We start from the raw sequence: 26,174 nt of genomic DNA, 5'->3' as shown, positions 1-26,174 counted from the left end.
CGGTATTCCCGGCAGGCACCGGAACTCCGCCATGAAACGACTCGCAACCGCCCTGTGTCTGGTGGCGGTGGCCATGCTGACCGGCACGGCCGCCGCAGGGCTGCGCTGCGACGGGGGACTGGTCTCGGCGGGGGACCGGCGTTTCGACGTGCGGGCGGTCTGCGGCGAACCGGACCTCCGGGTACCGGTACGCGAGCACCTGTTCGGCACCTACATGGTCCTGCCCTACGAAGAGGTGTGGTTTTACAACTTCGGGCGCCGGCGGTTCATCCAGGAGCTTCGCTTCCGCGCCTCACGCCTGGCCTCTGTGCAATCCCACGGCTACGGCTTCAATCCGGATGCGCCCGGCCGATGCACGCCCCATGCCTTGCGCCAGGGGATGACACTCCTGGAGCTGCATGCGCGCTGCGGTGACCCGGATGACCGGGAAATGCGGGTGCGGTGGATTCGCACGTTCCCCGAAGCCCCCGGTCACGGGAGCCTGGCCCTGGAACAGGAATGGCTCTACAACTTCGGCCCCCGGGATTTCTACCGGGTCGTCACCCTGGTCGACGGCCGGATCACACGGGTCGAACGCGGCAGGCGGGGGCATTAACCCGCATATCTCACCGATACGCAGGGCCTGACCCCGGCTCAGAACCGATGGCGCAGTCCCGCGGTCACGAAGTTGGAGCCGGCGGACTCGCTGACCACGTCGAACATCCCGGATCGATGGTGAATGCGGACGAATCCTTCCCAGGATGCGTTCCGGTGACCGGGGGGCGCGAGGGCGAGTTCTCCCACCATAAACACGAGCACGCGACTCGCGGGGCGGTCCGGGCGCTCCTCGATCCGCGGACGATCCAACGCAAACGAGGGCCCCAGGCCGTAGGCAAGCGACGTGTCCACGACCCGGTCCCAGGGGAAGGTGTTCCAGCGCAGACTCACCGCGGCATTCACCTCGAAGTGCGCCTGCATGCCCCGGTGCCGGGCCACGTTCACCTCAGCCTCCAGGTGCAGGTGCCGGTTGAACCGGCGCATGATCCGGGAAACCCCGATGGCGCCCATATGCGTATTCCGGAAATCCGTCTGCAGCTGGAGGATCTCGACGAAACGGGTGGCGCTCCATTGGCCCCCATAGAGAAAAACGGCCCGGTCCCGGCGGGCACTTCCCGCGGCGCTACGGCGCGTGTCATCCGTCCGCGGCCCGGATGCGTGATCCGCACCCCGACGCGTCATCTGACCGGGGTCGTCGGACGGCTGGTCGGCACCCTGCCCGACAGCAACTGCCGGGCACGCCATCAATGCGCCGAGCAGGGCGGCGCACACGGGCGCAGGGCGCAATGATGTTGCGCGGGCCATGCTCACACCTGGCATTCTAGTCTCGTGTCCCGCAAGTATCCTGCATCTAAGCGTGGCTGTGTGGGACGGGAGTTCGAGTGAGCGTAGGCGGTAGGATGCCAGCGCGGTGAAGCGCCCGGTCGACCGGCGTCCACACCGCAGAACCCACTTCAACCCCGAGGGTTGCGCCGTCGTGGAGCAGCGTATCCAGGGCGGATCCCATGACCCGGCGATCGACGAGCCCAATGTGCTGGTCACCCTGACCGCCCCGTTTGTCGATCTGCTGGAGCGGGGAGTCGCGCTGCTCACGGAGTCCTCATGCGACCCGCTCTACACCGGCCGTATCGCGCCCCGTGATACGCCGGATGCGGGGTGCGCCCCGTGACATACACGGCGGGTGCGATAGTATCGGGCTACCCGTTCCATTCCGGAGGCCGCCGTGAAACTTCTTGCGCGAATCTTTCTCACCGGCCTTGCCGCGATCCTGCCCATTGCGGTGACCATGGTCCTGCTTTGGTGGCTGGGCAGCACGGCCGAGTGGGCCTTGGGCGGACTGCTGCAGGCGATCCTCCCGGATCTGCTGTACTTCCCTGGTTTGGGGATCCTGGCAGGCATCGCCCTGATCCTGGCCCTGGGCATCCTGCTGCGCGCCTACGCGGTGCGCTGGCTGTTCGACTGGATGGAGCACCTGATGGAGCGCATCCCGGTGGTCAAGACCATCCACGGCACGGTGCGCGATGTCACCAGGCTGCTCGCCGGCGACATCCGGGAGCGCTTCGGCCAGGCCGTGCTGGTCACGCTGCCCGGGACCGACTTCAGGCTGGTGGGCTTCCTCACCCGAGAGGACTTCGAGGGGCTTCCGGACAACCTGGGCGGCGAGGGCACCGTGGCGGTCTACATGCCCATGAGCTACCAGATCGGCGGCTACACCCTCATGCTACCGCGCGAGCGCATCGAACCGCTGGACCTGTCGCTCGAGGACGCCATGCGCTATGCGCTGACCGCCGGCGTCTCGGCCCGCAAGGACAACGACAAGCCCTGACACCGGCCCGGGGAGGCCCCGGACACCGGGTGCGCTACTGCCGCGTGACGGTATATCCGCGCGCCTCCAACAGGTCCAGCACGTTGTCGGGACCCACCAGATGGGCGGCACCGACGACCACGAACGCGCTGCCCGGCGTGGCGAGCAGGTCCCCGATGGCTTCGGCCCAGCGCCGGTTCCGGGCGGCGATCAACACTTCATGGGATTCCGGGAAGCCGGCAAACGCTTCGCGCATGAGTTGCTCCAGCGCCTCCATGTCGCCCTTGAGCCAGCCCCCCACCAGCGCGTCCATGTACCCGGGGTCCTCAAGCTGGCCGAGGGTCTGTTTCATCATGGTCTCGCCGTCGTCTCCCAGCCCCTCGATGAGAAGGTCCATCTGCTCTTCGACGGTCTCCAGCCCGATCACCGGCTTGCCCGCCGCCGCGGCGCGGCGGCTGAAATACCGGTCCACGCCGGCACCGGGATCGTAGCCGTGACTGGCGGCCCAGAGCTGCGTGAGGACCATCCCGGCCAGCCATGGACGCATCCGCACGAACCCGCCCCCGCCGGCGCCAAGGTCCTCGGCGAGGGACACTGCACGTTCGAAGGTATCCGGGCTGAGTTCGTCGGCAAGGCTTTGCCCGGGTGGATAGAAACCCTTGCGCAGCACGATGGGCGTCGTTACGGCTTCCGCGCCCTGCAGGTCGGCGATCTCGAGCACCAGCATGGCGGTTTCGTCAAAACGCTGCCCGATCTCCGGTCGCAGCCACCGGGTGTCCGGCCTGAGCATGTGCACGGAGCCCATGATCACCAGGCCGGCATCCCCGTCGCGCACCTCCCAGAGCGCCGGTCCCGGCAACTGCGCCTGTGCCGTCCCGGCCATCCAGGCGGACAGGAACAACCCGGCGATGAGCCGGAACACCCATTTCATGCGCATCGAACAGACCTCCGGAATTCAGCCATCACTTGCCGTGACCCTGGGCGTGCCGGCATCCGGGACCGGCCGCGGAACCGGATTGAATCCGGATCCGGGCAATCCTCACCCGGCACCCCCGGCGCGGATCAGTCGGCCCGAGGATGCGCCGGCATGGGACGGGCCTCCCCGGCATCCGGCCCACGAATCCGGTCGATGGGCCGCAGGCTCCCCTGGACACCCTCAGCCAGGGTGCCCAGATCGGTTTCAAGACCGCCCAGCAGTTCCTGGCCGTAGGACTCCATCATGGACGTGCGCAGGGCATCGACGCCCCGGTGCATGGCCTGTTCCAGGGCCTCCCGGTTGAGCGCCTCGTCGGCCCTGAGCAGCGCCCATTCCGTGCCCAGGGTGATGCCGGTGAACACCACCACGCCGCAGCCGATGGCGAGGGGGCCACTCACGCCGCAGGCCGCGGCGCCGGTGGCCGCCGTGCCACGGCCGCCCAGACGGGCGGCGGCCCGGGCGCTGGCCACGCGCGCGTTCACCCGGGCGATGGCGCCCCTGGCCAGCAGGGCGCCGGCACCCAGACCGGCAGCCGCCTGAATGCCGATCCGGTCGGCTTCGAGGATATCCACCACATGCACCTGCACACGCTCATTGAGGTCGATGGTCGCCTGGCCGGGGGGCAGGGGCTCGTCCCGCCGGTACGGGGCCAGCTCCCGGGCAAGCCAGGCAAGCCACCGGTCCTCGAGCGCCGCAAGTTCCCGGCCGTAGAGTTCGACCACAGCCTCGTCGAGAGCAGCCAGTTCCGCCTGCCAGGCCTTCGCCGGGAACAGATGGTCCGTGACGGCGCCGGAGAGGACATCGCTCCCGTTGCCCCCGAACGGGTTCGGGATAGCGGCGATCAGGCGCAGGGTGACGCCGGTCATGGAGTAGTACCAGTCGACGAACCCGGGCACCCGGCCGTGCACCCGCTCGAACAGCCTGTCCAGTTCGCGGTTCACCCCCTGCCCCATGCGCGCGAGGGCCTGCGCCTCGGCGTCGGACAGCCAGTCGGGGCGGGATTGCGACAGACGGTTCAGATCACGTTCCGGCACCAGGTAGACCTGCCGGTCGATCTCGATGCCCACGCGCCCGGGCAACAGCCATCCCCAGGGATCCTGCGCCGCCAGGGTCCACAGCAGCGCGGCCATGGCGGCCATGACCGCCGCCAGGTACGGTAGGCGGCGGTGGTCGGTGTCAGGTGCCGGATGGTTGGGGTTCGTCGCGGTAGTCATGGCCACAGGCTACATGAGAAAGGGCTTCGCAAAGGAGCAGATAGGGCCAGATGAACAGCCACTCCCGGACCAGTACCACCACCCATGCGAGGAACTGCAGGGCCATGCCGGGCAAACCGTCGAACCAGTGCTGCGCCAGCCAGTGGCGCACACCGTCCAGCGCGGCCGCGAACGCAAGCAGGTGGGCCAGGAACGGGCTTTGGGCCTCCTGCCGGCCGGCAAGGTGGCGCACGGCCTCATGGAGCGTCATCGCGCCCAGGTCCGGCAGGGGCCGCCACAGGCCCCAGGTCGCCAGCCCCAGCAGCAGCACCGCACCGGAAACCCGGACAAGGGTCCGTGCGGCGGTCAGCGGCAGGAACTCGGCGCTGGCGTGGCGGCGCAGGTACCGCCCGAGACCGCTCCACGCCATGGCCCAGACCGGCACGAACAGGACCAGCACGATCCAGGTGGACGGCGGGACACCCCGGGCCAGGGAAATCAACAGCGCCAGGGCCAGCACTCCCGCCACCAGAGCCTGTCCGAGCAGCATCAGGATGCCGCCCCGCAGCCGGGCATACCAGGGGCTCCCGTCCCTGAGATGAACCCTGAGCCAGGCGAGCCGAGCCATGCGCCGCCGCCAGTAGAGCAGCAGCAGCAGCGGCAGCCAGAGCAGCGTCCAGCCGGCCAGCACCGCCCCGGAGTTCACCCGGCTCAACAGGCTGCCCATGACCAGCAGCACGGTGATCAGGGCCAGGTTCCCCAGCATGAGTCGCAGCTCATGCCAGCTCACGAGACGGTACAGCCAGCGCGATGGCGGTGAGGTTTCAGACACCCTTGCTCCGCTCACAGGTGTTGGGGCGGGAACGTATGCGGCTCGATACCGTGACTCTGACACCGGGCCGCCGCGACCATTCCGCCGGGTCCATAATGGCAAGGTCACGTCCTGCGGCCAAATCGGGGGTCGGGGGCGTCGTCGGACCCGCATCTCCCGCCGCCCGCGGGGTGCGCGGCGCGCAAGACATCGCAGGCGTGGCCTACACTCCGTCAATCCGTGAGAGATGGGGGCCGGACTCGGGCCCGGGGAGCCGGTTTCCGGCCTCGCGCCCGGGCCGCCATGCCGTCCGGAGGGTGACCCCGATGAAGTACGAGCTCTTCTACTGGCCCTCGATCCAGGGACGCGGTGAATTCGTGCGCCTGGCCCTGGAAGCGGCCGGGGCCGACTACGTGGATGTGGCCCGCGAGGACATGCAGGCGATGCTGGACGTGCTGGAGGATCCCGGCCTGGCGCGTCCGCCGTTCGCACCGCCGTTCCTTCGTGCCGGCCGGCGGATCATTGCGCAGACGGCCAATATCCTTCACTTCCTGGGACCCCGCCTCGGGCTGGCGCCCGAATCCGGGGCCACGCGGCTGTGGTTGCATCAGCTTCAGCTGACGGTGGAGGACCTGCTGGTGGACGTGCACGAAACCCACCACCCTGCGGGCGCCGCGCTCTACTATGAGGACCAGATGCCCGAGGCGAAGCGGCGGGCCCTGTACTTCACCATGGAGCGGGGTCCGGAACTGCTCGGATACTTCGAGCGGGTGCTGGCACGCAACACCTCGGGCCGCGGTTACATGGCGGGGCGCTCGCTGACCTACGTGGACCTGTCCATGTTCCAGATCATGGCCGGCCTGCGCTACGCCTTCCCCGCCATGATGACGCGCCTGGATCCGTCGCTCCCCGGGCTCACGGCCCTGCACGAGCGCGTCGCGCGGCACCCGGCGGTTGCCGCCTATCTCCAGTCCGGCCGGCGCATCGCCTTCAACGAGGACGGCATCTTCCGGCGCTATCCCGAGCTGGACGGTTGAGACCGCCGGGTCCGTTCACACCACGGTGTCGGGACGGGTGTCAGAGGGCCGCGGGATCCACGACCATCACCACCTCGTGGATGGCATCCGCGGGCAGCCGGGCGGCGCGGGCATGCTCCACGACCCGCTCCGGATTGTCCGCCTCGTAGATGCAGAAGGTATGAAGCCCTGCATCGGTCTTCACGACATAGGACCGATCCCACCCCACATCGGGAAACTGCGTTTCGCGCACCTGCTTTGAGTAGGCCGCCGCTTCCTGCAGTTGCGCTTCGCTGACATCGCCGAGCTTTCGTTCAATCACGTATCTGGGCATGGTTGCCATCCTCCGTTCTGGTGGGTCAACGATTCAGGACGTCGTCGCGGCCTGTGGCGGCGATGTCCAGGATCTGCCGGATCTTCGGGTCGGGCACGCCAAGCTCTTCGAGGGTGTCACGGAAGTGCCCCATGAACACCTCGTACTCCGCCTCCCTGAGGCCCTGGGAGACGGCCCTCTCGTGCGCCGCGCGCAGGTCGCGGCCGTCGTAATCGGCCGGACCGCCGAAGGCCATGGACAGGAACGCCTTCTGCTTGTGCTTGATACGCTGGACATCGAGCCCGTCAAAGAAGCGGCTCACGCGCCGGTCGTCCATGACCTTGTCGTAGAAACGGTCCAGCGCGGTCTGAATGGATTGTTCTCCACCGATTTCCTCATAGAGTGACATGATGATCTCCTCCGGGCGGGGAGCCGGGGCACAGATCCCCGACTCGTGCGTTGGATGTGCCGCGGGGCGCGCCGCCCCGCACGCAACCATCCTGGCCTCCCGGCGTGTGAACGGGCGTGTGATGGCGCCCGGACCTCAGTGAATCCTTTGCCGCAATTGCGGGTTGTCGATGTCGGCCGCCAGCACACGGGCCGCGCGCATGGCCTGGCTGTCGCCCAGGCCATGGCGGTGGAGGCAGGCACGGACCGCGAATTCCCGCATGGCACCACGGGTCGCCAGGGACTCCAGCGCACGGGCCCAGTCGGCTGCCTGAAGCGCATTTCCCACACGGGCAACGTCGGCGAGGCCGTCCAGGATCCAGCCATGCACCCACTGGTAGGGAGAAGCGGGACGCAGGCAGCGATGCCGGGCGTCGACCAGCCAGGTCAGCGCCAGGTCATGATCCCCCCTGCGCGCCTCCAGCACCCCCAGTCCACGGGCCGCGACACCCTCCCAGCACGGGTCGCCCAGCTGGCAGGCCATGGCGAAGGCGTGTTCGAGCCTGTCGCGCGCCGCATCCAGACGCGCCTCTTCGATGTCCACTTCCGCCAGGAGGGCCTCCGGCCAGGGCCGGAATGCGAGCCAGCGCACGCGCTCGGCGGCCTGCGCCGCCCGCTCCAGATGGGCACGGGCCTCGGCATAGCGCCCGGTGAGCAGGTAGACGCGCCCCAGCAGTGAATCGGACAGAGCTGCCTGGCGCTGCCCCTGGATTCTGCGGGCATGGTCCAGGGATTGCTCCAGCCTCGTGATGGCCTCCGGATAGTCGGCGGCATCCGAAAGTTCCATGCCGCGCACGCCGTGGATGGAGGCGAGTTCATCATGCCAGCCCTCGGCGGCCGCTTCCGCGCGGTCCAGCCAGACACGGGCGCGTTGTCGCCTGCATGCCTGCACGTCGATAAAGGCGATCTCGCGATACGCGGTGGCCGCCATGACGCGATCGCCCAGGCGACAGGCGGCGTCGGCCGCCTTGTGCAGCACCGTGGCGGCCTCCTCGTGGCCCCGCATGGTGTGCACCAGCGCACCCCCCAGGGCCAGCCCGACCCTGACCGAGAGCGCATCGTCGCCCACCGCAGCGGCCTGGCGGGCCGCGCCCCGCAGGAGGTCGATCCCGGCCTGGGTGGCGCCGGCGGCCAGTGCCGCCTCGCCCGCTTCCATCTGCGCCCGCGCGGTGGCAGAGCCGCCGACCGGCAGCGCTGCGCCGACGGCCCCCGCGCCAAGGAGATCCCGGAGACGTCGTGAAGGCTCGACGCCGAGTTCGCGGCGGAACAGATCGGTGCAGGCCTGCACATGCCCGGCGGCGGCATCACGATCGCCGGCGGCCAGAAAACTGCGGACCAGCAGTTCGTGGTGCCCCTCCTCGAACGGGTTGGCCGCGACGAGACGGGCAGCCGTACGCGAGGCCTCGATCCCGTCGTCGGCGGCGAGGCGGAGCAGGACCTGTTCGCGCAACGCCGCTTCCACCACCGTGGCCAGACGCCGGCGTTCCGCCAGCAGCCAGGGCTCGAAGGCCGGGTTCGAGTCCAGGGAGATCGCCTCCAGCAGTTCTCCCCCGGTGATGACCATGGCGGCAAGGTCCTCGGGGGTCGCGGAGAGCAGGCGCAGCACATCCACCTCGACCCCGCCACCGAGGCGCAGTTCCACCGGGTCACCCCGGAAGGCATCGGGCCGGGCGAAGGCGCGGCGCAGCTCCGACAGGTTCCAGCGCAGGGCGGCGAGCGGGTCCTCGGCTTCGGTGAAGAACAGTTCGGCGAGATGGCGGCGACCGGGGGCTTCGCGGCGCAGCACCAGATAGGCGAACAGCGCCCAGGCCTTGGCACCCCGAGGCCCCGGCAGGCGGGTCCCGTCCCGCTCGATGTGCGGCGGACCCAGCAGGCGGATCAGTTCGCTCATCCCTGGCCCTTGAGTTTGGATTCCGACCAGGCCGGGGCGCCGTGGTGCCGGCGCCGGAGAAGCCCGGTACGACAAGGCAGCCGGGCGGACCGGCAGCCCCGGGATCCCGGGGCTGCCGGTCCGCGGTGTTCCTTGTTTCCCCTCTGGCCAAGAGTCTAGTTCACCGGACCAACACCGCAGGCACGGCGGCGGGGTGCCACTTCGGGGGGTGAAATCCCCGGTGACACGCGCCACCCAGATAAATCATGAATTTCGAATATTAGTCGCGATTGATATACATCAATGCGGCCGGCGCCGATCTTCGTGAAGATTCGTTCAGCCCCCACGGCCACCCGCCCTGGCGCTGGCCCCACCCAAGCTTCCGTCACCGGCGGATCCGGTGCACGATGAACGGTCGGCGGGCGTGTCATGCCCAGGGGCATCCATGACGACAGGAGATCTGCAGCCCATGAGACGGAGAACACTCGGATGGTTCGTGGCATGGCTGCTGCCATCACTGCTGGCCGCTTCACCGCTCTGGGGCCAGGCCGTGCCCGAGGGTGAGCAGCTCTATACCCGGAACTGTGCGGCCTGCCACGGCTCGGACGGGCGGGGCGGCGTCGGGGTACCCCTGGCCCTGGAGGACTTCCTGGCCAACGTCCCCGACAGCTATCTGTTCGCGACCATCCGCCACGGCCGGCCGGGCCGGGTCATGCCGGCATTCGACCGCCTGAGCGATACCGAAGTGCAGGCCATCGTCGACTACATCCGCGATTTCGGCCCCCCGGCCCCCGAACTGTCCACGGCCCCGGTCATCGGCGACCCGCGACGGGGCGAGGCACTGTTCGGCACACACTGCGCAAGCTGCCACGGTGCCCGGGGCGAAGGCAGCCCCGGCACGGGGGTGACTTTCTCACGCCCGCGCGACCTGCCCATCCTGGCCCCGGCCCTGAACAATCCCGGCTTCCTCAAGGCCGCCACCGACGCCATGATCAAGCGCACCCTGATGCAGGGCCGCGAGGGCACCCCCATGCCCTCCGTGACGGACCTGGGACTGGAGGAAGGAGACATCGACGACATCGTCAGCTTCGTGCGCAGCTTCGAGGACCGGCCGCCGCCCGTCACCGCGATCCGGCTGGAGGCGGACAGTCCGGTGCTTATGTACGAATCCAATCACGACTTCGCGACCACGCTGGAGAACGTGAAGCGTGCAGCGGTGGGCATGAACTTCCGCATTATCCGCGAACAGTACCTGGACGAGGGCATGGTGGAACCGGGCCGGGAGAATCGGCAGCAGCAGATGGTCTACTTCTGCAATTTCCAGCAGATCAACGAGGCGCTTGCCATTGACCCGCGGGTGGGCCTGTTCATGCCCTGCCGGGTGACGGTGGTGGAGCGCGACGGCGTGGTGCAGGTGATGTCCATCAACCCCAAGTACCTGAGCCCGCTGTTCAACAACAGTTATCTCAATCAGCTCTGTGACGAGATGTACGCGTTCTACCGCGACATCCTGGAGGAGGCCACCCTATGAGACGCGCGCTCACCTGGTTCATGCTGCTTGCCGCATGGCTGGCCGGTACTCAGCTTGCCGCGTCGGAACTGATCATGGTGCGGTCGACACAGTCCTTCCCGGAGACCATGCTGGCCGTGCAGAAGGCCATCAGCGACCATGGCTATACGGTGTCGCGGGTACAACGCGTGGACGTCGGCCTCACAGCAAGCGGCTATGAGACCGACCGCTACCGGGTGGTCTTCTTCGGCAGGGGCGACGAGGTGCAGGCCATCACCGAACGGCACCCGGAGATGATTCCCTATCTGCCCTGGAAGATCGTGCTCTTCGCCGAGGAAGAGGAAACCCTGATGATCACCTACGACCCGGAGAGTTTCTCCGCCTTCTTTCCCGACGAGGCACTGGCGAGAACCTTTGCCGCCTGGCGCGAGGACATTCACCATATTCTGGAGCAGGTCCTGCACGCCGAGTAGCGGCGCCCTCGGCCCGGCCCGACGAAGATCAGGCGGCATGGCGTCCGGAGGGAGGCGCGATGGCCAGAAGAAAATCCACGTACTGGTCGCACCAGGTCACGGAGACCAGCCACGCTCTCGACCTCGAAGCGGGCGTCTTTTCCCTGGACGACCCGCGGGAAATCGCACGCTCCCTGAAGCGCTCCGCCGAGCGCAGCGAACGCCGCAGGAGCACTCCCTTCCGCTCGGCCATGTCCATGCTCAACTTCTACATCAACCGCGCCGGCAGGAATCTCCCGCAAGACCGCCGGGCGGTGCTTGAACAGGCCAAGGACGAACTGCGCGCACTGTACGGGAAACCGGTGAAGGACAAGGACTGATCCCGCGCCCGAAACGGATCAATCTTCGAGGAGGCCGCGCAGGGTGGCGCGGATCGCGGGTTCGTCGAACTCGCGGGCACCGATCGCCCGGTAGGCCAGGCGGCCCTGCCGGTCGACGATGTACGTGGTGGGTATGCCCACCACGGGCCACGCCTCGATGACCGCGGAATCCTGGTCCAGCAGCAGGGGAAAGTCGACGGGATAGTCCGCGGTGAACAGGAAGATGCTGTCCGCGTCCTCGCCGATATTGATGCCCAGTACCACCACGCCCTCGTCACGCATGCGTTCCCACAGGCGCTGCAGGGAAGGGAGTTCATCGCGGCACGGCGGACACCAGGTCGCCCAGAAGTTGACCACCACCACCTGGTCCCGATATTGCTCGAGTCGGTGCACCTGTCCGTCCATGTCCTCCAGCACGAACCCGGGCGCCGCCGGCGTTCCGGGCATGGGGGTCAGATGCCCACGCACGGATTCCCCGGCCCAAGTGACCGGGATCATAACGGTGAACAGCACGGCGAACAGAAGCGGTCTGTGGAGAATCATGACACCTCCGGGTCAGGATGCGGGGACACGCACATCCGGCGCGCACTGAATGTCGGGCAGGATCCGGCGCAGTTCACGGCCGTCCTCGGTCCAGCGCAGCTCCAGATCAAACCGGTCTCCGGGCACACGGTCGAAGATGATCATGCCCATGAGCCAGTCACCCGGCTCGAAGTGCTGCCGGGTGGGGAACAGGGCCCAGCGAAACGCGATGCGTGCCGACGCCGGCGCGCCCTGCGCGCGCCATGCCTCCTGCCATTCCCGGTTGAGCCGCAAACGGCCCTCGCCGTCCGCTCCATGTGTGCGCCATCGGGTAAGATCCAGCTGCAGCGGCACATCGTCGGCATGGTTGCGCATGATGCTCTGGAACACGCAGGTCTGTGCGATCCCGTCGGCCTGATCGGCATCGAAACCACGCCCCATGAAGAAGGCACGGGTCTGGTCCGGCAGCAGCTGGGCCAGCTCCACTGCCAGGCGCTGCCCCTCCCAGTGCCAGCCCGTAAGGCCCGATCCGGGATCGGTTCGCACTTCGAGGCGGCCGGAGGCACCGTCGTCCGCCCATGCCATCGGCATGATCCATAGCAGTGGGACGAACGCCAGTCCGACCCCGACAATCGCGCGCTGGATAATGGTTGGCATCGACGTGCGTCTCCCCCCGATAATTGCAAGAGCCCCCGGGCGATGTCCGGTGTGCAGACACTGAACCCGCGACGGCGAGCCGGCCCGGCATCACTGCTTCACCGCCACCAGCGAAATGCTCTTGACGCCCCAGGTATCACTGGCGCCGGCGGCCGATTCGGTCAGAAAACCATACTGCGGATTCAGGCACACCAGCGCAACATTCAGACCGGCCGATTCGATCGCGCGCTGGTAGTCGTCCACCTGCATGGCACCACCAATGCAGGCGGCCCAAAGGGTGGCATCGCATTTCACCTCCATCGGCAGCGCCGCTTCGGTCACGATATCGGACAACGCCAGCCGGCCGCCAGGCCGCAGCACCCTGGCCGCCTCGTTGAATACACCTTGCTTGTCTGCCGACAGGTTGATGACACCGTTACTGATGATCACGTCGAAGCCGGCATCCCCGAAAGGCGGCGCCTCGATGTAGCCATCGCAAAATGACACGTTGCCGATGCCCGCTTGCTCTGCCAGGCGTAGCGCCTTGACTCTCTGAGCTTCGGTCATGTCCAGTCCCAGCACGTGACCCTGCGGTCCCGCCCTCAGGGCCGCGATAAAGGTATCCATTCCGGATCCGCTGCCGAGATCCAGGACCATGGCCCCCGGGCCGATGTCCGCCAGGTCCAGGTGGTAGCCGACACCGGCAAACGAATCCACCGACTGCGCGGGAATCCGGTCCAGGTCCGCCGCCGGGTATCCCAGCCGTTCGGCGAGCCTGCGGCCCATCTCGAAATGGAATTCACCGCCGGGCTCTTCGGCCACGCGCCGGTACATGTCCTTGACCTTGTGCTCAAGCTCCAGCCGGTCTACGGCGTCTTCAGTTTTCTGCGCTGTAATCTGCATGAGTGCATCCCCCACTTGGGTGGTCTGAGACCCGGACACGCGGGTGTCCGGTGCCCCAAGGACGCATCAGGGCGAGACAGAGTTCCCGTCCATGCACGGTTCCGCCGGTCACCTGCGGCTGAGGAATGCACAGGGCGGGCACGGGAACCTTTTCCCCGACTGTTGCGTCCCTGCGATGCGCAAGCCGGAGGCGGCAACCATCATGGCGACGCAGGCGAGGTGCCATCTCCAGGGCGCCGCATGCGAACGCAGACGGGCGGCGCGCCTTGTCACACGGACCGGTTACCCGGCACGTGCCTTGTGGAAGATCTGCAGCCGCGGGTACTTGATATCGAACTTGTGGACGGCGACCCGGATCGCAATGATCACCAGCACGCACACCGCGACGCTGAGATAGACGGGGATGGCCGACCCTTCGAAGCGGTCGGCGACGAACATGCCGGCGAGGAACACCAGCGCACCCACGACCGCCGCCTCCTCGTAGATAACGCCCTTGAAGGTCTTGGGCTCCTGGTTGATGACGATGTCACGCAGCATGCCGCCGCCGGCGCAGGTCAGCGCGGCGCAGATGGGCGCCCAGTACCAGGGCATGTTGGAGGCCACCGCGATCTGCGCACCGGCCGTGGCCAGCACGGAGAAGCCCACGATGTCCGCGTAGTTCTTGGTCTGCTTGAACGCCCGGCTCTTGTGGGAGCCCTGGAAGATGGACGTCACCACGGAAGCGCCCACGACCACCAGCAGGATCCCCAGGGGATAGGAGAGATCCTTGACATAGTAGAACGGGATGCGGTCGCCGCCGATGAGCAGATCCCGCAGGGTGCCGCCGCCGATGCCGGAGAGGAAGGCGAGAATCAGCCGCCCCCACATGTCATAGCCCCGGTTGATGGCCTCCAGGACGCCGGACAAGGCAAACACGAGCACGCCGAACAGCACGAAGGCCTCAAAGGCCGGATGGGCCATGACACGGGCCGAATAGTGCTGGGTGGCGGCGCTCAGCGGCGTGTACTCGCCATCCTCGGCCCGGAGCTGATTCCAGATCATGTGGGTCCAGATCCGGGGCGGGGTCTCGGCGCCGTCGATGTTCGAAAGCCAGCTTTCGACCGCAGCGTCGTAACGTGCCAGGTCGAAGTGACCGAAATCATCCCCGTCGGGGATCGTGCTGAGCATGGTCTCCAGCATGTGCCGCTGATGGTCCCGGTCCAGGTCCTCCGAGAAACGCAGGACGGACTCCACCGCCAGGGTGGGGGCGATGGCCGCCTCGCGCCAGCCCTGGCGCAGGGCACGGACCAGGCCGACCATCTGCGCGCGGAACTCCGGGGATTCGAGCCGGTCGGCCATCACATAGAGGCCGTCCTCGATATGGGGGATACCGAAGACCTCCGGACTGACCATGATGATGTCCGAGGGCGGCACGCCGCCCTGCATCACCTGCCAGTACTCGTTGTAGGCCATGGCGCTGGCGCAATCCACATTGCCCACAATCAGGTCCACCCCGCCGGGCGCCTGGGGCGCGAGCACCACCGAATCCCGTGGGGCATCCAACCGCCGCAGCATCTGGCGGATGATCTCCTCGTCACCCAGTCCCCAGTGACCCACCCGCTTGCCCTGGATGTCGGCGGGCGTCAGCACCCCCATGCTGATCCTGCAAAGCACGGCCAGCGACGAACCCGACAGGATCTGCGCGATGTTGACCACAGGGCTGTCCGGTGTCGATCGGACCCAGGCGTTGCCCAGCCACGACATGGCAACATCCGCCCGGCCTTCCTGGAGTTCGGTGATGGGATTGATGCCCGGGCCGCCCGGGATGAGTTCAACCCGCAGTCCCTCGGCCTCGAAATGCCTGCGCACCTGCGCCACGTAGAACCCGGCGAACTGGCTCTGGTGTTCCCACAACAGCTGCACCCGGAGGGTGTCGCTGGTGTCCGCGCGTGCGTGCTGCGCATACATGGCGATACACAACCCGATCACACTCAGCACAAGGAACCGGCATATCGCCGTCGTCATGCCGGCGGCGGGTGCCGCACGCCCGGCGCTGCCCCGGTGGACTGACGGACCCTGCGTCCGGTGAGCCGCGCGTGTATGTCCATCGATCATGAAAACTCCGCCCCCCGACCGGAAAATCCGGGAAATGATGTTTTGTGCAGCCGCCGACGCGCGCAAGGCCGGCGACGGGAAACAGGTCGTTCCCGTTTACGGCGTGGAAATGATTGCCCCCCCGGGGCCGGCAAGTACCGGCCGTCGAATCCCGCCATGCCCCGGTCAGCGCGCGCCCGGCCCCCAAGACCCGGGCCGGCGCCGTTCGATCGGGCAAAACACACGGCGGGTGTGCCCCCAGTATACGCATCGACCCGGCCACGGAAACCCGTGCCGGCTTCGACGGGACCGGGGCACCAATCCCCGAAACGTTGGAGCACCGGGACTTTTTGCCCCGGACGCCGGGGTGTCCTATGCTCCCGGTTGTCCCGCGTCCCGGCAACCGCGCAGGGTTGAGGGCACCTGCAAACTGCGCGAAGGCCGCGCCCGCAGCCCACGCAAGGGACCCACCACACAGCAAGGAGACGCTGCCATGAACACCCCGTATCCCATCGTGTACGTGCGCGGCTATGCCATGACCTCGAAGGCCGTGGAGGAGACCTTCAACCTGCCCTATTACGGGTTCAACCTGGGCTCGACCCAGTGCCGCCAGGGCATGGGCCGCGACCCGGAGATGCATATCTTCGAAAGCCCGGTCATCCGCCTGATGAAGGACCACGATTACGTGGACGCCTTCGGGCGCTTCGCCTCCACGCAGGGGGAGCCGATCCCGGACAGCGTACCGACAGGCACCGACTGGCGCCGCACCCTGTGGATCTTCCGCTATTACGATCCGGAGGCCGCCCTGTTCGACGAGGCGCGTCCGGTCTTTCCCCAATACGCGGTGCAGTTGCTGGTGTTTCTCAACAAGGTGCGGCTGGCCTGCGGCGGCCCCGATGACTTCGGGGTCAATCTGGTGGCGCACAGCATGGGCGGGCTCATCTCCCGCTGCTACCTGCAGAACCCGCGCTTCCTCGAGGAGTACGCCGCGCCGGACCGCAACCCGGGCGTGGCGCCGGAGTTGCTGCAGCCGGTCAAGGTGCAAAAGCTGTTCACCTTCGGCACCCCTCACCGGGGCATCCGTTTCCGGGGCGGCCTGGCGCCGGTGAACTGGGTGCGCGAGATGACCGGCGGCATGCGCGAGGACCAGTTCACGCCGCGCTACATGCGCCGCTACCTGGGCCTCGATGACACCGACGAGCCGCATGTGTACAGGCCCTGTGCATATGCCCCGCCGGTGGAGCGCACCTTCAGCCTGGTGGGCACCAATGCGGCGGATTACGTGGTGGGCGGATCGCGCCTTGCGGTGGGTGCGAAGAGCGACGGCCTGGTGCTCACCGAGAACGCCTATGTCTACAGCGGGCCCCGGGCCTACGTGCATCGCGCCCATTCCGGCCCGCTCGGCATCGTCAACAGCGAGGAAGGCTATCAGAACCTGCGCCGCTTCCTGTTCGGCAACGCGTCCTTCCAGGCGCGGCTGCGTTTCGGTCATGTGTCCGGCCGCCTGCCCGGCACCGATCGGCGCGATGTGCTGCGCTACCTGACCATCGAGGTGGGCATCGCCATCCGGGGCATCGCCGGATACCTGGACATGCGCAACGAGCGCGAGTTCACCGCCGAACAGATGCCCCTCTCGGCGGCGGGCGATCACTACGAGCCCGAAGGCAGCCGGGATCGTGTCCTCTACACCGGCTACCTGTTCGCATACAGGGATCACCGGCGCGAGCACCGCGCCGCCTCGGGGGACGCCTACTCACGCTGGGTGGTGGACCTGGCCATCAAGCCCCATTACGAACGCGAGCGGCGGTTCAGCAATTCCCGCTTCGAGGGCGATCATTTCCTGGATGATCGACTGGAACTGGCGCTGGGAGACGAGACGGCGGACAAGCCTTTCACCTATCGCTGGCAGAACACCGACACCATCATGCGTGACCCGGTGGAGGAAATCCCGCCGGACGGGGTACGCGCGCGCTACGTGATCGAACTGCCGCGCCCGGCCCGCAGATACCTGGAGGACGTGCAGCTGGTGCTGGACGTGATTGACTGGGATTAGGCCGGGGGAGGATCAGGGTTCACGTTGAGTCGGCGGGCCTTACGTGCATTGGGGCCGATACTGCATCGATGTCAAAGGCGTTTCGAACCCCGCTGGGCGGGGCCCGAGCTACTTTTGTTCGGTGCGTCCACGCGCCTCACCCCTTCGGGGCTTGCGCGCAAAATCGCTCCCGGAGATTTTCTCTTGCTTGTCCAGGAAAAGTCGAATCGGCTTCGATCCGCTCTTGTAGGAGCCCGGTCCTCCGGGCGATCGGCCAGCCCCGGTGGGATCGCCCGGAGGACCGGGCTCCTACAGGGGAAGGACACATCCGATGTCCGTACACCGGATGGCTGCACCGTCGTTGCCCAGAGGGGTGTCCGACCGCCCCCGCGCGTACAGACGCCCCGCGACGAAATCTCACCACAAGGTGCCCTTCACCCAATCCCGCACCAGCAGACCGAGCAGGACGAACATCGCGAGAGTGGTCAGCACGGTGGCCGCGGTCACTAGATAGCCGAGAAATCCCACGGAGGCCATGGCGTTCAACTCCTGTCAGTGATCATCGGGGGGCGGCTCCCTGAGTTGTTCCCAGTCGAAGTCCTGGGGTCTGAGCCAGGTGGTCAGCAGCACCACGGCCATGGACACCGCGGCGCCCACCAGTGCCGCCACATAGAAACCGATCTGGAAGTACGCGGTAATGCCCGCGGCGCTGCCCAGTGCCATGGCGGCCGTTGCCCCCAGGCGGTTGGTGCGCCGCCAGTACAACCCGGCGGCGATGGGCCAGATGGTGCTGGCAACGAACGCGCCGGTGAAATGCAGCAACTCCGCCAGCGTGGTGATGCGCGGCAGACACAGCAGCCAGGTGATCACACCCAGCAGCAGGATCGTGACCTTGGTGGCCGTGCGCAGGTGCTGGGCGGAAGACTGGGGACGGAAATGGCGGTGATAGATGTCGCGCACCACCAGCATGGCGGTGGCGGCCAGCAGGGAGTCCAGGCTCGAGGCCAAGGCTGCGAAAACCATCACGAGCACGATGATCGCCCCGGTCAGGCCCAGAAGCTCGGAGGCCACGATCGGGCCCACCATGTCCGCCGCCGGGATGTTCACGCCCAGAGACGGCGCGGCCAGCGCCACGAAGCCGGCGACGATGGGAATGGGCAGCCAGAAGATACCGGCCAGCAGGTACGCCCACATGCCCACGCCCTCCCGGAAGGAGTACGCGCGTGTCCACCAGACGTTGGAATGGAAGATCTCACCCATCCCGAACAGCAGGTTGTTGAACAGGAACATGATGGCTGCCGGCATGAGCAGGTTCAGCAGTTCCGGGCGCTCCAGTTCCAGGCTCACGTGGATCTCGTCGAAACCCACGCCGCCGATGACGAGCCAGGCGAGCACCACCAGGCCGATGAGGATCAGGATGGACTGGATGAAGTCTGTTCCGATGACCGCCCGGAACCCGCCGATCAGCGTGTAGGAGACACATGCGGCGAGGATCACTGTCATGCCCTGCCAGTACGGGATGCCGGACAGCGCGTGGATCAGTACGCCGCCGGCCATGCCGAGGCTCACCAGCCAGCCGAAGCTGTAGAACACCGAGATGGCGAGAAACACCCGCCAACCCAGGTTGCCGTAGCGCAGGCGCACGAAGTCGCCGCTGGTGTAGCCGTAGGGCATGAGGGTGCGGATGCGCTTGGCCAGCGGAGCGAACAGCAGCAGGCCCACGGAGCCGAAGGCGTAGCCGATCATGCCCCAGATGCCGATCTGGTAGGCCAACTGCGGGGCCATCATGGTGGTGTTGCTGGTCACCCAGGTGGCCATGGCGGTGGCCGTACCCACGGCCAGGCCCACCTTTCTGCCCGCCAGAACGAACTGGTCCAGTTCCTTGTCGCGCCGCCCGAACCAGATGCCGAGGCCCACGTACAGGGCGGTGAAGATCCCGATCAGGAGCCAGGCCAGGCCCGGATCCAGGACCGCGGTTTCCTGGACCCTCATGCGGACCGCCCCGGCATCCGCCCGGCGGGTTCAGGCACTGGCCGCACCCCGGCCCGCATCACGCGCCCCCCGCCGCACGGCGGCCGGCAGACGTCCCGGCGACGATGAGACCCACCGTGGCCAGAAAGACCAGTCCGCCCAGGATGAACAACCCGATGGCCTGGGCCCGGGGATGATGGACGACTTCCACGGTCTGCGTATCGCTCCACCCGGATTCGCCGCCGTCGGCCAGGCTTGCGCGCACGCGGAAGTGGAAGGTGCCGTCACTGCGGCCACTGATCACGGTGGCGCGGTCGGCGCCTTCGTAGAGCACAGCGGGATCGGTGAAGTCCGGATCGGCGGCCTCTTCCACCGTGTAACGGTCAACATCCACATCGTCCAGCGCCCAGCGCAGATGGAAGTACCCCGCCCGGGCCAGGTCCGGGGAGGCACTGAGTTCCGGCGCATGGGAACCGGCGTGCAGCACGCCGGGGAACGACACCACGAGGACCAGCAGCCAGAGGGTGCGGGCATGGCGGCGAAATGGGCGGTGCTGCAGGCTCGAAGGGATCAAGCAACTCTCCAGTGGCGTGCACGAGACCGGGTGCGCTGGAATCCGTGGTTTCCCGAAAAGGCTGCCAACCGCCCCGCAGGACATGCAAGGCCGAAAACCCCGGAACGGCAGGCGCTCTAGATGGTCGTTTTTTTACCCTAGACGCCCCGTGCGGAGGAATCAAGACAGGCCGTGCGGGCCAACTCGGTTGAAATTGTTTCCCCTCTGGACCCGGTGGGGTACCTTCCGGATTCGTCCGGTTCGACACGATGACGCACCAACGGAGACCTGCATGCACATCCCGGCGCACTTCGAGGAATCCCGCGCGGATGTCCTTCACAACCTGATCAGTCAACGCCCCTTCGGTACGCTCGTCACCTTCGGGCCGGCCGGGATCGAGGCCAACCATCTGCCCTTCATCCTGGATACCGCCCAGAGACCCCGCGGCACGCTTCAATGCCATGTGGCACGCGCCAATGCGCTCTGGCGCGAAGCCGACCCGGGCACCGAGGCACTGGTGATCTTTCAGGGGCCGGACGCCTATGTCTCCCCGAACTGGTATCCGGGTAAGCAGGAAACGCAACGGGCAGTGCCTACCTGGAACTACATGGTCGTGCACGCCTACGGCGCGTTGCAAGTGATCCAGGATCGCGCGTGGCTGCGCAGCCACCTGGAACAACTGACCCGTCGGCATGAACCGGGCCGAAACCCGGCGTGGCAGTTGTCTGACGCGCCGGCCGACTACCTGCTGCGGATGATCAACGGCGTGGTGGGAATCGAGATCCCCCTGACCCGGCTGCTCGGCAAATACAAGCTGAGCCAGGACCGCTCCGCGGCAGACCGGGCAGGCGTGGCCGAGGGTCTGCGCCGCGAAGGCACCGAATCGGCGAAGGATCTGGCCGAACGAATGACGTGAACGATGCCCGGCCCGCGTTTCAAGCGGGCGCCTCGGCACCCTGCGCTGCTTCCAGGGCCTCCAGCAGGCGGTCCACCTGGGGTTTCGTGTGCGCGGCGCTCAGGGTCACACGCAGGCGTGCCGTGCCCTCGGGCACCGTGGGCGGGCGGATGGCGGGCACCAGCATGCCCTGCTCCAGCAGGTGTTCGCTCATCCGTACGGCGCGGGCGCTGTCGCCCACCAGCACGGGCTGGATGGGCGTGGGGCTCTCCATGAGCCTGAGCCCGATCTGGCCCGCGCCCTCGCGGAATCGCGCCACCAGCGCCGCCAGCTTTTCCCGGCGCCTGCCGTCGGTGCGCACGATCTGCAGGCTGGCGCGGGTGGCCTCGGCCAGGGCGGCCGGCATGGCCGTGGTATAGACGTAGGTGCGTGCCGACTGGATCAGGGTCTCGATGAGCGCCTCACTGCCCGCCACGAAGGCACCGGCGGTACCGAAGGCCTTGCCGAGGGTGCCCATGAGAATGGGCACCTCCCCTGCGTCCAGGCCGAAATGCTCCAGGCTGCCGGCGCCGGTGGCGCCCAGCACGCCCAGGCCGTGGGCGTCATCCACCATGAGCCATGCGTGGTGCGCGGCGGCGATGCGGGACAGCTCCGGCAGCGGGGCGAGATCGCCATCCATGCTGAACACGCCGTCTGTGAGCACCAGCCGCTCGCCGGTGGCCTCCAGGGTGGCCAGGCGCTGGGCCAGATCGACGCCCGTGGCGTGGCGGTAACGCTGGAAGCGGGCGCCGCAGACCAGCCCCGCATCGATCAGGGACGCATGGTTGAGCCGGTCTTCCAGGACATGATCACCCCGGCCCGCCAGGGCCTGGGCCACGCCCATGTTGGCCATGTAACCGGTGGAGAACAGCAACGCCCGCTCACGGTTCGTGAAGGCGGCCAGTTCCTCTTCCAGTTGGTGGTGCGCCCGGGTGTGACCGTTGACCAGGTGCGCGGCGCCCGCGCCGACGCCGTAGGTGCCGACCGCATGGCGAAAGGCGGCGACCACCTTCGCATGGCCGGCCAGCCCCAGGTAGTCGTTGGAGCAGAAGGCCACGACCTTGCGTCCGTCCACCACCTGTACCGGTTTCTGCACACCCTCCAGGATGCGCCGGCTGCGGTACAGCCCGCGCGCACGCCGCTCGTCCAGTTCGGCCGCCAGATCACGCATGGGAAGGGCCGGAGCCCGCCCGGCCCACGCGCAGCGTCAGGGGCCAGCGCACCGCGCGTACGGCGGCCGGGTCTTCCCAGAGGGGCGCGAGCCGCCGGCGAAGCGCATCCAGGGGCTCCGTGCCGGTGGCCTCGCGGCACCGGGCCACGGCGGACCAGGTGCCCAGATAGCCCGTGAGTTGTTCAAGGTTCCAATGGCGTTGCATGGTGAAGCCGGGGGTGTCCAGTGTGTCGAAGGGAAAGGGAAGGTCGCGGTAGCCGTTGACCACATGGCGGCGTTGCGGCGGCCAGTACGGCCCCAGCTCCGTGTCGTGGAACGCCGCCAGCGACGCATCGATGGCCGGCTCGCCGGTGCGCGCGAGCCCGTAGGTCCACACGGCGAGCAGCCCGCCGGCGCAAAGCACCCGCCGCACTTCCCCGTAGAACGCATCGACATTAAACCAGTGCAGCGCCTGGGCGACCGTGACCAGGGACACGCTGTGATCGCCGAGACCGCCGGCCTCGGCGGGCGCCAGCCGGAACACCACGCCGTCGCACGGCCGCGCCTTGCGGATCTGCGCCGCCGAGGCATCGGTGGCCTCGACCCGATCGAAGTGGCGGGCCAGTTCCCGCGCCGCCTGACCGGTGCCGGTGGCGCAGTCCCAGGCCAGCCGCCGGTGGGGCGCGCGGTCGGCGAGCCAGGCAAACAGTTCGGGCGGGTAGCCGGGCCGATGGCGCCGGTAGCCATCGGAGACGGTGGCGAAATGGTCGGTGAAACCGCTCATGGGGCGGGGGACCGGTTGTTCATCCTTCCACCTCGACCTTCATCGTTCGCGGCCCGGACGCGGCACCACGATCGGGCCTACGCGGCGTGGATGTCCACCCCGCCGCAGTTCTCGCAGGAGGCGCCTTCGTCGCCGGCCTCCATGGGATGGATGCCCAGACGCTCGAACAGCTGCCGGTCGTGGTTCTCCGCCGGGTTCGGGGTGGTGAGCAACCTGTCCCCGTAAAAGATGGAGTTCGCCCCGGCGAAGAAACACAGCGCCTGGAGTTCATCGGTCATGCCGGCACGTCCGGCGGACAGGCGCACGTGCGAGGCGGGCATCATGATGCGCGCGCAGGCGATGGTGCGCGCGAACTCGAACGGGTCCAGGGGCTCGGTGCCGGCCAGCGGCGTACCCTCCACCTGCACCAGGTTGTTGATGGGCACCGATTCCGGGTGCTTCGGCAGGTTGGCCAGCTGCTGCAGCAGGCGCGCCCGGTCGTGCCGGGATTCCCCCATGCCCAGGATGCCGCCCGAGCACACGTTGATGCCCGCATCACGCACATGGGCCAGGGTGTCGAGCCGGTCCTGGTAGGTGCGCGTGGTGATCACCTGCCCGTAGAACTCCGGCGAGGTGTCGAGATTGTGATTGTAGTAGTCGAGGCCGGCCTCCCGGAGCCGGGCGGCCTGGGCTTCGCTGAGCATCCCGAGGGTCATGCAGGTCTCGAGCCCCAGGGACTTGACGCCCTCGATCATCTCGACCACGCGTTCGAGATTCCGGTCGGTGGGATTGCGCCAGGCGGCGCCCATGCAGAAGCGGCTGGCCCCGTGGGAGCGGGCGTTGCGCGCGGCTTCCATGACCTCGTCGAGCGGCAGCAGGCGCTCGCGCTCCAGCGCCACGTCATGGTGGGCGCTCTGGGGGCAGTAGCCGCAGTCCTCCGGGCAGGCGCCGGTCTTGATGGACAGCAGGGTGCTCACCTGCACGGCGTTGGGATCGAAATGCGCCCGGTGCACCGTATGGGCCGCGAACAGCAGGTCGTTGAAGGGCCGTCCCATCATCGACAGGATCTCCTCCACCTGCCAGTCGTGACGGATCTCGCTCATGCCGTTACTCCTCGGGGATGACCACATCGTGCCATTCTTCCCGGTTGATGCGAATGATGTCGATGATGGACCACGGTATCAGCACGGCCGCCGTGAGCGCCCAGTAGGTGAGAAAGTAGCTCACCCGGGGGGGGAAGAACGTGCCCACCACGATCAGCGCGCCCACAATCCCGTAGAAGCGGTAGGCGGCCTGCTGGGTGTAATGACCCACGCGCTCGTTGGGGTGATGCCGGTTCATGGCATAGACGAACATGGACGCCCCGAACCAGAAGATGATCAGCGGAAACGGCATCAGGACGGCCAGGATATTGCCGTAATTGAACAACTTGGCCGCCGTACGGGCCGATCGCGCCGGCACGGTCCTCGGTTCAGGCTTCGACATGAAACGGCGCAGTGATACAGTGTGTTGCCATCGGGACGGGCCAATATACAGGAAGGCCGATGAATGGGACAGGGAAGGTACCCGGAGCCACGGTACGCATCGCGGGCCGGCTGACGAAGGCACTGGTGCGGGCGCTCTACCCGCCCGTGTGCCTGGTGTGCCGGGCGCCGGGCCACGGGGATCTGGACCTGTGTGCGCCGTGCCGAGCCGAACTGCCCTGGTTCCGGCACGGCTGCGCCGCCTGTGCCCGCCGGCTGCCCGACCGCGCCGGCCCCCTGTGCGGTACCTGCCTGCGGCGCCCGCCGGCCTTCGACGCCACCCGTGCCCTGTTTTACTATGCGCCACCCGTGGACCGCCTCATCGCCGGCCTCAAGTACCGGGGGCGTCTGGCCCATGGCCGTCTGCTGGGCAGCCTGTGGGCCGACACCCTGTCCGTCCCGGACCCCCTGCCTGAACTGATCCTGCCGGTGCCGCTGCATCCCGCGCGCCTGCGCGAGCGGGGATTCAATCAGGCCCTGGAACTGGCCCGCCCCCTGGGCCGACGCCTGGGGGTGTCGGTGGCCCCGGCCCTGATCCGGCGCGTGGTCCCCACCCCATCCCAGCAGGGCCTGCGCGGCCGGGAACGCCGCCGCAACGTGCGCCAGGCCTTCGCCCTGTCGCCCGCCCTTGCCTGCGCCCCGCCCGAACGCGTGGCCCTGGTGGACGATGTCATGACCACCGGCTCGACGGCGGGCGAGATCGCCCTCCTGCTCAGGCGGGCCGGGGTGGAGCGGGTGGAGGTGTGGGTCCTGGCGCGGGCGTAGGTTCTACGCCCGCGCCAAAGTGGGAAGTGTGAATTGGGAAGTAGGAAATGAAGTCGGAAGTGTGAATTGGGAAGTGCGAATTGAGGTCTTTTTCCTACTTCCCAATTCACACTTCTCACTTCAAAAGGTAGTCCAGGAACACGCCTGCAAACACCGCCGCGCCGAACCAGTGGTTGTTGAGAAACGCCCGGAAACACGCGGCGGGCCGGCGCTCCACGATCAGGTACTGCTGGTAGAGGGCAGAGCCGGCGGCGACGGCAAGCCCGAGCCAGTACCACAGGCCCAGCCCGGCCTCACGGCCCACCAGCCAAAGGCTCCACAGGAGCAGAAGCTGCAGGATGCCGGTGATCATGCGGTCCGCCTCACCGAACAGAATGGCGCTGGATTTGACTCCCAGGCGCAGGTCATCCTCGCGATCGGCCATTGCGTAGAAGGTGTCATAGACCGTGGCCCACAACACCGCGGCGATGAATATCAGCCAGGCCACGGGCGGCGGAAATTCACCGGTCTGGGCGGCGAAAGCCATGGGCACGGCCCAGCCGAAGGCCGCCCCCAGATGCACCTGGGGGAGGTGGTGCAGGCGCTTCATGAACGGATAGCTGCCCGCCAGCACCACCGCCACCAGGGACAGCAGGATGGTCAGCCGGTTGAGGAACAGCACCAGCACGAAGGCCAGCAGGCAGAGCACGACGAATACCGCCAGCGCCTCCCGGGGCGAGACGAGCCCCGACGCGATGGGCCGTTCGCGGGTACGGGCCACATGAGGATCGATGTGGCGGTCGGCGTAGTCGTTGATGGCGCAGCCGGCCGAGCGCATGAGCACCACACCCGCGATGAAGATCAGCAGCACGTCCGGCCGGGGCCAGCCTTCGGCGGCCACCCACAGCGCCCAGAGCGCGGGCCACAGCAGCAGGTAGATGCCGATGGGGCGGTGCAGGCGCACCAGCAGGGCATAGGCCTTGAGCCGTTCGAGGGCGGAGGGCATGGACTTTCGCTTCCGGTCGCAGGGGCCGTAGAGTGTACCAAACGAAACCTTCCGG

General features: G+C 67.6%; 28 protein-coding genes. 10 read left to right on the top strand and 18 right to left on the bottom strand.

Features of this window, described 5'->3' with window-relative positions:
* The first annotated feature begins 31 nt into the window (after nucleotides 1-31).
* Nucleotides 32-595 (top strand): DUF2845 domain-containing protein, encoded by a 564-nt coding sequence (locus tag THITHI_RS0111735; RefSeq protein ID WP_018233291.1) that lies wholly within the window; start codon nucleotides 32-34, stop codon nucleotides 593-595.
* Between the two features lie 38 nt (nucleotides 596-633).
* Here THITHI_RS0111735 and THITHI_RS18970 read toward each other — a convergent pair whose 3' ends face one another.
* Nucleotides 634-1,341: a hypothetical protein gene (locus THITHI_RS18970; protein ID WP_198005605.1), complete on the bottom strand. Its 708-nt coding sequence runs from the start codon at nucleotides 1,339-1,341 to the stop codon at nucleotides 634-636.
* A gap of 106 nt (nucleotides 1,342-1,447) precedes the next feature.
* Here THITHI_RS18970 and THITHI_RS0111725 point away from each other — a divergent pair, with 106 nt between their 5' ends.
* A complete protein-coding gene (locus tag THITHI_RS0111725; protein ID WP_018233288.1) occupies nucleotides 1,448-1,705 on the top strand; it encodes a hypothetical protein in 258 nt (85 codons plus the stop codon).
* A gap of 54 nt (nucleotides 1,706-1,759) precedes the next feature.
* Entirely contained in the window at nucleotides 1,760-2,362 is a 603-nt protein-coding gene (locus THITHI_RS0111720; protein ID WP_018233287.1) for a DUF502 domain-containing protein, read from the top strand.
* Nucleotides 2,363-2,396: 34 nt separating this feature from the next.
* Here THITHI_RS0111720 and THITHI_RS0111715 read toward each other — a convergent pair whose 3' ends face one another.
* From THITHI_RS0111715 to THITHI_RS0111705, 3 genes are all read right to left on the bottom strand, one after another.
* Entirely contained in the window at nucleotides 2,397-3,278 is an 882-nt protein-coding gene (locus THITHI_RS0111715; RefSeq protein WP_018233286.1) for a TraB/GumN family protein, read from the bottom strand.
* A 125-nt stretch (nucleotides 3,279-3,403) separates the two neighbouring features.
* Complete coding sequence (locus THITHI_RS0111710; RefSeq protein ID WP_156820532.1) at nucleotides 3,404-4,531, bottom strand: hypothetical protein; 1,128 nt, start codon at nucleotides 4,529-4,531, stop codon at nucleotides 3,404-3,406.
* Entirely contained in the window at nucleotides 4,494-5,342 is an 849-nt protein-coding gene (locus tag THITHI_RS0111705; RefSeq protein WP_026186292.1) for a hypothetical protein, read from the bottom strand. The genes THITHI_RS0111710 and THITHI_RS0111705 overlap by 38 nt, the downstream gene beginning before the upstream one ends.
* A gap of 305 nt (nucleotides 5,343-5,647) precedes the next feature.
* On the opposite strand from THITHI_RS0111705, the gene THITHI_RS0111700 reads away from it, so the two are divergent.
* Complete coding sequence (locus THITHI_RS0111700) at nucleotides 5,648-6,358, top strand: glutathione S-transferase (RefSeq protein WP_018233283.1); 711 nt, start codon at nucleotides 5,648-5,650, stop codon at nucleotides 6,356-6,358.
* 40 nt (nucleotides 6,359-6,398) lie between these two features.
* Here the strand turns inward: THITHI_RS0111700 and THITHI_RS0111695 are convergent, their stop codons facing one another.
* The 3 genes from THITHI_RS0111695 to THITHI_RS0111685 all read right to left on the bottom strand — a co-directional run bounded on the left by THITHI_RS0111695 (nucleotide 6,399) and on the right by THITHI_RS0111685 (nucleotide 8,988).
* Nucleotides 6,399-6,671, bottom strand: a complete 273-nt coding sequence (locus THITHI_RS0111695; RefSeq protein WP_026186291.1) for a DUF4242 domain-containing protein — start codon at nucleotides 6,669-6,671, stop codon at nucleotides 6,399-6,401.
* A 25-nt stretch (nucleotides 6,672-6,696) separates the two neighbouring features.
* The gene (locus THITHI_RS0111690) at nucleotides 6,697-7,059 is read right to left on the bottom strand and encodes a group I truncated hemoglobin (RefSeq protein ID WP_018233281.1); all 363 of its coding nucleotides are present in this window, start codon (nucleotides 7,057-7,059) and stop codon (nucleotides 6,697-6,699) included.
* Nucleotides 7,060-7,194: 135 nt separating this feature from the next.
* Nucleotides 7,195-8,988, bottom strand: coding sequence for a tetratricopeptide repeat protein (locus THITHI_RS0111685; protein ID WP_018233280.1), 1,794 nt, complete (start codon nucleotides 8,986-8,988; stop codon nucleotides 7,195-7,197).
* Between the two features lie 448 nt (nucleotides 8,989-9,436).
* Between THITHI_RS0111685 and THITHI_RS0111680 the strand changes: the two genes are divergently transcribed.
* From THITHI_RS0111680 to THITHI_RS0111670, 3 genes are read left to right on the top strand one after another with little or no spacing between them, the layout of a single operon-like run.
* Complete coding sequence (locus tag THITHI_RS0111680) at nucleotides 9,437-10,498, top strand: c-type cytochrome (protein ID WP_051079937.1); 1,062 nt, start codon at nucleotides 9,437-9,439, stop codon at nucleotides 10,496-10,498.
* A complete protein-coding gene (locus THITHI_RS0111675; protein WP_018233278.1) occupies nucleotides 10,495-10,950 on the top strand; it encodes a DUF302 domain-containing protein in 456 nt (151 codons plus the stop codon). The genes THITHI_RS0111680 and THITHI_RS0111675 overlap by 4 nt, the downstream gene beginning before the upstream one ends.
* A 59-nt stretch (nucleotides 10,951-11,009) precedes the next feature.
* A complete protein-coding gene (locus THITHI_RS0111670; protein WP_018233277.1) occupies nucleotides 11,010-11,309 on the top strand; it encodes a DUF3175 domain-containing protein in 300 nt (99 codons plus the stop codon).
* 18 nt (nucleotides 11,310-11,327) lie between these two features.
* Here THITHI_RS0111670 and THITHI_RS0111665 read toward each other — a convergent pair whose 3' ends face one another.
* The 4 genes from THITHI_RS0111665 to THITHI_RS19825 all read right to left on the bottom strand — a co-directional run bounded on the left by THITHI_RS0111665 (nucleotide 11,328) and on the right by THITHI_RS19825 (nucleotide 15,464).
* Nucleotides 11,328-11,852 (bottom strand): TlpA family protein disulfide reductase, encoded by a 525-nt coding sequence (locus THITHI_RS0111665; RefSeq protein ID WP_018233276.1) that lies wholly within the window; start codon nucleotides 11,850-11,852, stop codon nucleotides 11,328-11,330.
* 12 nt (nucleotides 11,853-11,864) lie between these two features.
* A complete protein-coding gene (locus THITHI_RS0111660) occupies nucleotides 11,865-12,416 on the bottom strand; it encodes a hypothetical protein (protein ID WP_018233275.1) in 552 nt (183 codons plus the stop codon).
* 162 nt (nucleotides 12,417-12,578) lie between these two features.
* Nucleotides 12,579-13,370 (bottom strand): methyltransferase domain-containing protein, encoded by a 792-nt coding sequence (locus tag THITHI_RS0111655; protein WP_018233274.1) that lies wholly within the window; start codon nucleotides 13,368-13,370, stop codon nucleotides 12,579-12,581.
* A 282-nt stretch (nucleotides 13,371-13,652) separates the two neighbouring features.
* The gene (locus THITHI_RS19825) at nucleotides 13,653-15,464 is read right to left on the bottom strand and encodes a TRIC cation channel family protein (protein ID WP_083908717.1); all 1,812 of its coding nucleotides are present in this window, start codon (nucleotides 15,462-15,464) and stop codon (nucleotides 13,653-13,655) included.
* A 472-nt stretch (nucleotides 15,465-15,936) separates the two neighbouring features.
* Between THITHI_RS19825 and THITHI_RS19820 the strand changes: the two genes are divergently transcribed.
* A complete protein-coding gene (locus THITHI_RS19820) occupies nucleotides 15,937-17,496 on the top strand; it encodes an esterase/lipase family protein (protein ID WP_018233272.1) in 1,560 nt (519 codons plus the stop codon).
* 531 nt (nucleotides 17,497-18,027) lie between these two features.
* Here the strand turns inward: THITHI_RS19820 and THITHI_RS0111635 are convergent.
* Nucleotides 18,028-19,467: a sodium:solute symporter family protein gene (locus tag THITHI_RS0111635; RefSeq protein ID WP_018233270.1), complete on the bottom strand. Its 1,440-nt coding sequence runs from the start codon at nucleotides 19,465-19,467 to the stop codon at nucleotides 18,028-18,030.
* Nucleotides 19,468-19,525: 58 nt separating this feature from the next.
* Entirely contained in the window at nucleotides 19,526-20,020 is a 495-nt protein-coding gene (locus THITHI_RS0111630; RefSeq protein ID WP_018233269.1) for a hypothetical protein, read from the bottom strand.
* A 271-nt stretch (nucleotides 20,021-20,291) separates the two neighbouring features.
* Between THITHI_RS0111630 and THITHI_RS0111625 the strand changes: the two genes are divergently transcribed.
* Nucleotides 20,292-20,915, top strand: coding sequence for an FMN-binding negative transcriptional regulator (locus THITHI_RS0111625; protein WP_018233268.1), 624 nt, complete (start codon nucleotides 20,292-20,294; stop codon nucleotides 20,913-20,915).
* A gap of 19 nt (nucleotides 20,916-20,934) precedes the next feature.
* Here THITHI_RS0111625 and bioF read toward each other — a convergent pair whose 3' ends face one another.
* The 4 genes from bioF to THITHI_RS0111605 all read right to left on the bottom strand — a co-directional run bounded on the left by bioF (nucleotide 20,935) and on the right by THITHI_RS0111605 (nucleotide 24,331).
* On the bottom strand, nucleotides 20,935-22,104 hold the full coding sequence (gene bioF / locus THITHI_RS0111620; RefSeq protein WP_018233267.1) for an 8-amino-7-oxononanoate synthase: 1,170 nt from the start codon (nucleotides 22,102-22,104) through the stop codon (nucleotides 20,935-20,937).
* Entirely contained in the window at nucleotides 22,097-22,867 is a 771-nt protein-coding gene (locus THITHI_RS0111615; protein ID WP_018233266.1) for a class I SAM-dependent methyltransferase, read from the bottom strand. Before THITHI_RS0111615 ends, bioF begins: the two co-directional genes overlap by 8 nt.
* A gap of 77 nt (nucleotides 22,868-22,944) precedes the next feature.
* Nucleotides 22,945-23,949, bottom strand: a complete 1,005-nt coding sequence (gene bioB / locus THITHI_RS0111610) for a biotin synthase BioB (protein WP_018233265.1) — start codon at nucleotides 23,947-23,949, stop codon at nucleotides 22,945-22,947.
* Between the two features lie 4 nt (nucleotides 23,950-23,953).
* Entirely contained in the window at nucleotides 23,954-24,331 is a 378-nt protein-coding gene (locus THITHI_RS0111605) for a hypothetical protein (RefSeq protein WP_026186290.1), read from the bottom strand.
* A gap of 59 nt (nucleotides 24,332-24,390) precedes the next feature.
* Between THITHI_RS0111605 and THITHI_RS0111600 the strand changes: the two genes are divergently transcribed.
* Complete coding sequence (locus THITHI_RS0111600) at nucleotides 24,391-25,134, top strand: ComF family protein (protein WP_018233263.1); 744 nt, start codon at nucleotides 24,391-24,393, stop codon at nucleotides 25,132-25,134.
* 115 nt (nucleotides 25,135-25,249) lie between these two features.
* On the opposite strand, the gene ubiA is transcribed toward THITHI_RS0111600, so the two are convergent.
* Nucleotides 25,250-26,119 (bottom strand): 4-hydroxybenzoate octaprenyltransferase, encoded by an 870-nt coding sequence (gene ubiA / locus THITHI_RS0111595; RefSeq protein ID WP_018233262.1) that lies wholly within the window; start codon nucleotides 26,117-26,119, stop codon nucleotides 25,250-25,252.
* Nucleotides 26,120-26,174 lie beyond the last annotated feature (55 nt).

Source organism: Thioalkalivibrio thiocyanodenitrificans ARhD 1, from assembly GCF_000378965.1.
GTDB classification, from domain to species: Bacteria; Pseudomonadota; Gammaproteobacteria; order Ectothiorhodospirales; family Ectothiorhodospiraceae; genus Thioalkalivibrio_A; species Thioalkalivibrio_A thiocyanodenitrificans.
The sequence above is the reverse complement of the archived record's forward strand: the minus strand, read 5'-3'. Positions and strand labels throughout refer to the sequence as shown.

What these genes read in the sequence shown, in the direction of transcription:
- THITHI_RS18970 (WP_198005605.1), bottom strand. Translation starts at nt 1,341, where the DNA reads ATGGCCCGCGCAACATCATTGCGCCCTGCGCCCGTGTGCGCCGCCCTG.
- THITHI_RS0111690 (WP_018233281.1), bottom strand. Translation starts at nt 7,059, where the DNA reads ATGTCACTCTATGAGGAAATCGGTGGAGAACAATCCATTCAGACCGCG.
- THITHI_RS0111670 (WP_018233277.1), top strand. Translation starts at nt 11,010, where the DNA reads ATGGCCAGAAGAAAATCCACGTACTGGTCGCACCAGGTCACGGAGACC.
- THITHI_RS0111695 (WP_026186291.1), bottom strand. Translation starts at nt 6,671, where the DNA reads ATGCCCAGATACGTGATTGAACGAAAGCTCGGCGATGTCAGCGAAGCG.
- bioF (WP_018233267.1), bottom strand. Translation starts at nt 22,104, where the DNA reads ATGCGTGATCTGGCGGCCGAACTGGACGAGCGGCGTGCGCGCGGGCTG.
- THITHI_RS0111665 (WP_018233276.1), bottom strand. Translation starts at nt 11,852, where the DNA reads ATGATTCTCCACAGACCGCTTCTGTTCGCCGTGCTGTTCACCGTTATG.
- THITHI_RS0111685 (WP_018233280.1), bottom strand. Translation starts at nt 8,988, where the DNA reads ATGAGCGAACTGATCCGCCTGCTGGGTCCGCCGCACATCGAGCGGGAC.
- THITHI_RS0111680 (WP_051079937.1), top strand. Translation starts at nt 9,437, where the DNA reads ATGAGACGGAGAACACTCGGATGGTTCGTGGCATGGCTGCTGCCATCA.
- THITHI_RS0111625 (WP_018233268.1), top strand. Translation starts at nt 20,292, where the DNA reads ATGCACATCCCGGCGCACTTCGAGGAATCCCGCGCGGATGTCCTTCAC.
- THITHI_RS0111710 (WP_156820532.1), bottom strand. Translation starts at nt 4,531, where the DNA reads ATGACTACCGCGACGAACCCCAACCATCCGGCACCTGACACCGACCAC.
- THITHI_RS0111735 (WP_018233291.1), top strand. Translation starts at nt 32, where the DNA reads ATGAAACGACTCGCAACCGCCCTGTGTCTGGTGGCGGTGGCCATGCTG.
- THITHI_RS0111615 (WP_018233266.1), bottom strand. Translation starts at nt 22,867, where the DNA reads ATGAGCGGTTTCACCGACCATTTCGCCACCGTCTCCGATGGCTACCGG.
- THITHI_RS0111655 (WP_018233274.1), bottom strand. Translation starts at nt 13,370, where the DNA reads ATGCAGATTACAGCGCAGAAAACTGAAGACGCCGTAGACCGGCTGGAG.
- THITHI_RS0111600 (WP_018233263.1), top strand. Translation starts at nt 24,391, where the DNA reads ATGAATGGGACAGGGAAGGTACCCGGAGCCACGGTACGCATCGCGGGC.
- THITHI_RS0111605 (WP_026186290.1), bottom strand. Translation starts at nt 24,331, where the DNA reads ATGTCGAAGCCTGAACCGAGGACCGTGCCGGCGCGATCGGCCCGTACG.
- bioB (WP_018233265.1), bottom strand. Translation starts at nt 23,949, where the DNA reads ATGAGCGAGATCCGTCACGACTGGCAGGTGGAGGAGATCCTGTCGATG.
- THITHI_RS0111715 (WP_018233286.1), bottom strand. Translation starts at nt 3,278, where the DNA reads ATGCGCATGAAATGGGTGTTCCGGCTCATCGCCGGGTTGTTCCTGTCC.
- ubiA (WP_018233262.1), bottom strand. Translation starts at nt 26,119, where the DNA reads ATGCCCTCCGCCCTCGAACGGCTCAAGGCCTATGCCCTGCTGGTGCGC.
- THITHI_RS0111635 (WP_018233270.1), bottom strand. Translation starts at nt 19,467, where the DNA reads ATGAGGGTCCAGGAAACCGCGGTCCTGGATCCGGGCCTGGCCTGGCTC.
- THITHI_RS0111660 (WP_018233275.1), bottom strand. Translation starts at nt 12,416, where the DNA reads ATGGCATGGGCGGACGACGGTGCCTCCGGCCGCCTCGAAGTGCGAACC.
- THITHI_RS0111675 (WP_018233278.1), top strand. Translation starts at nt 10,495, where the DNA reads ATGAGACGCGCGCTCACCTGGTTCATGCTGCTTGCCGCATGGCTGGCC.
- THITHI_RS19825 (WP_083908717.1), bottom strand. Translation starts at nt 15,464, where the DNA reads ATGATCGATGGACATACACGCGCGGCTCACCGGACGCAGGGTCCGTCA.
- THITHI_RS19820 (WP_018233272.1), top strand. Translation starts at nt 15,937, where the DNA reads ATGAACACCCCGTATCCCATCGTGTACGTGCGCGGCTATGCCATGACC.
- THITHI_RS0111700 (WP_018233283.1), top strand. Translation starts at nt 5,648, where the DNA reads ATGAAGTACGAGCTCTTCTACTGGCCCTCGATCCAGGGACGCGGTGAA.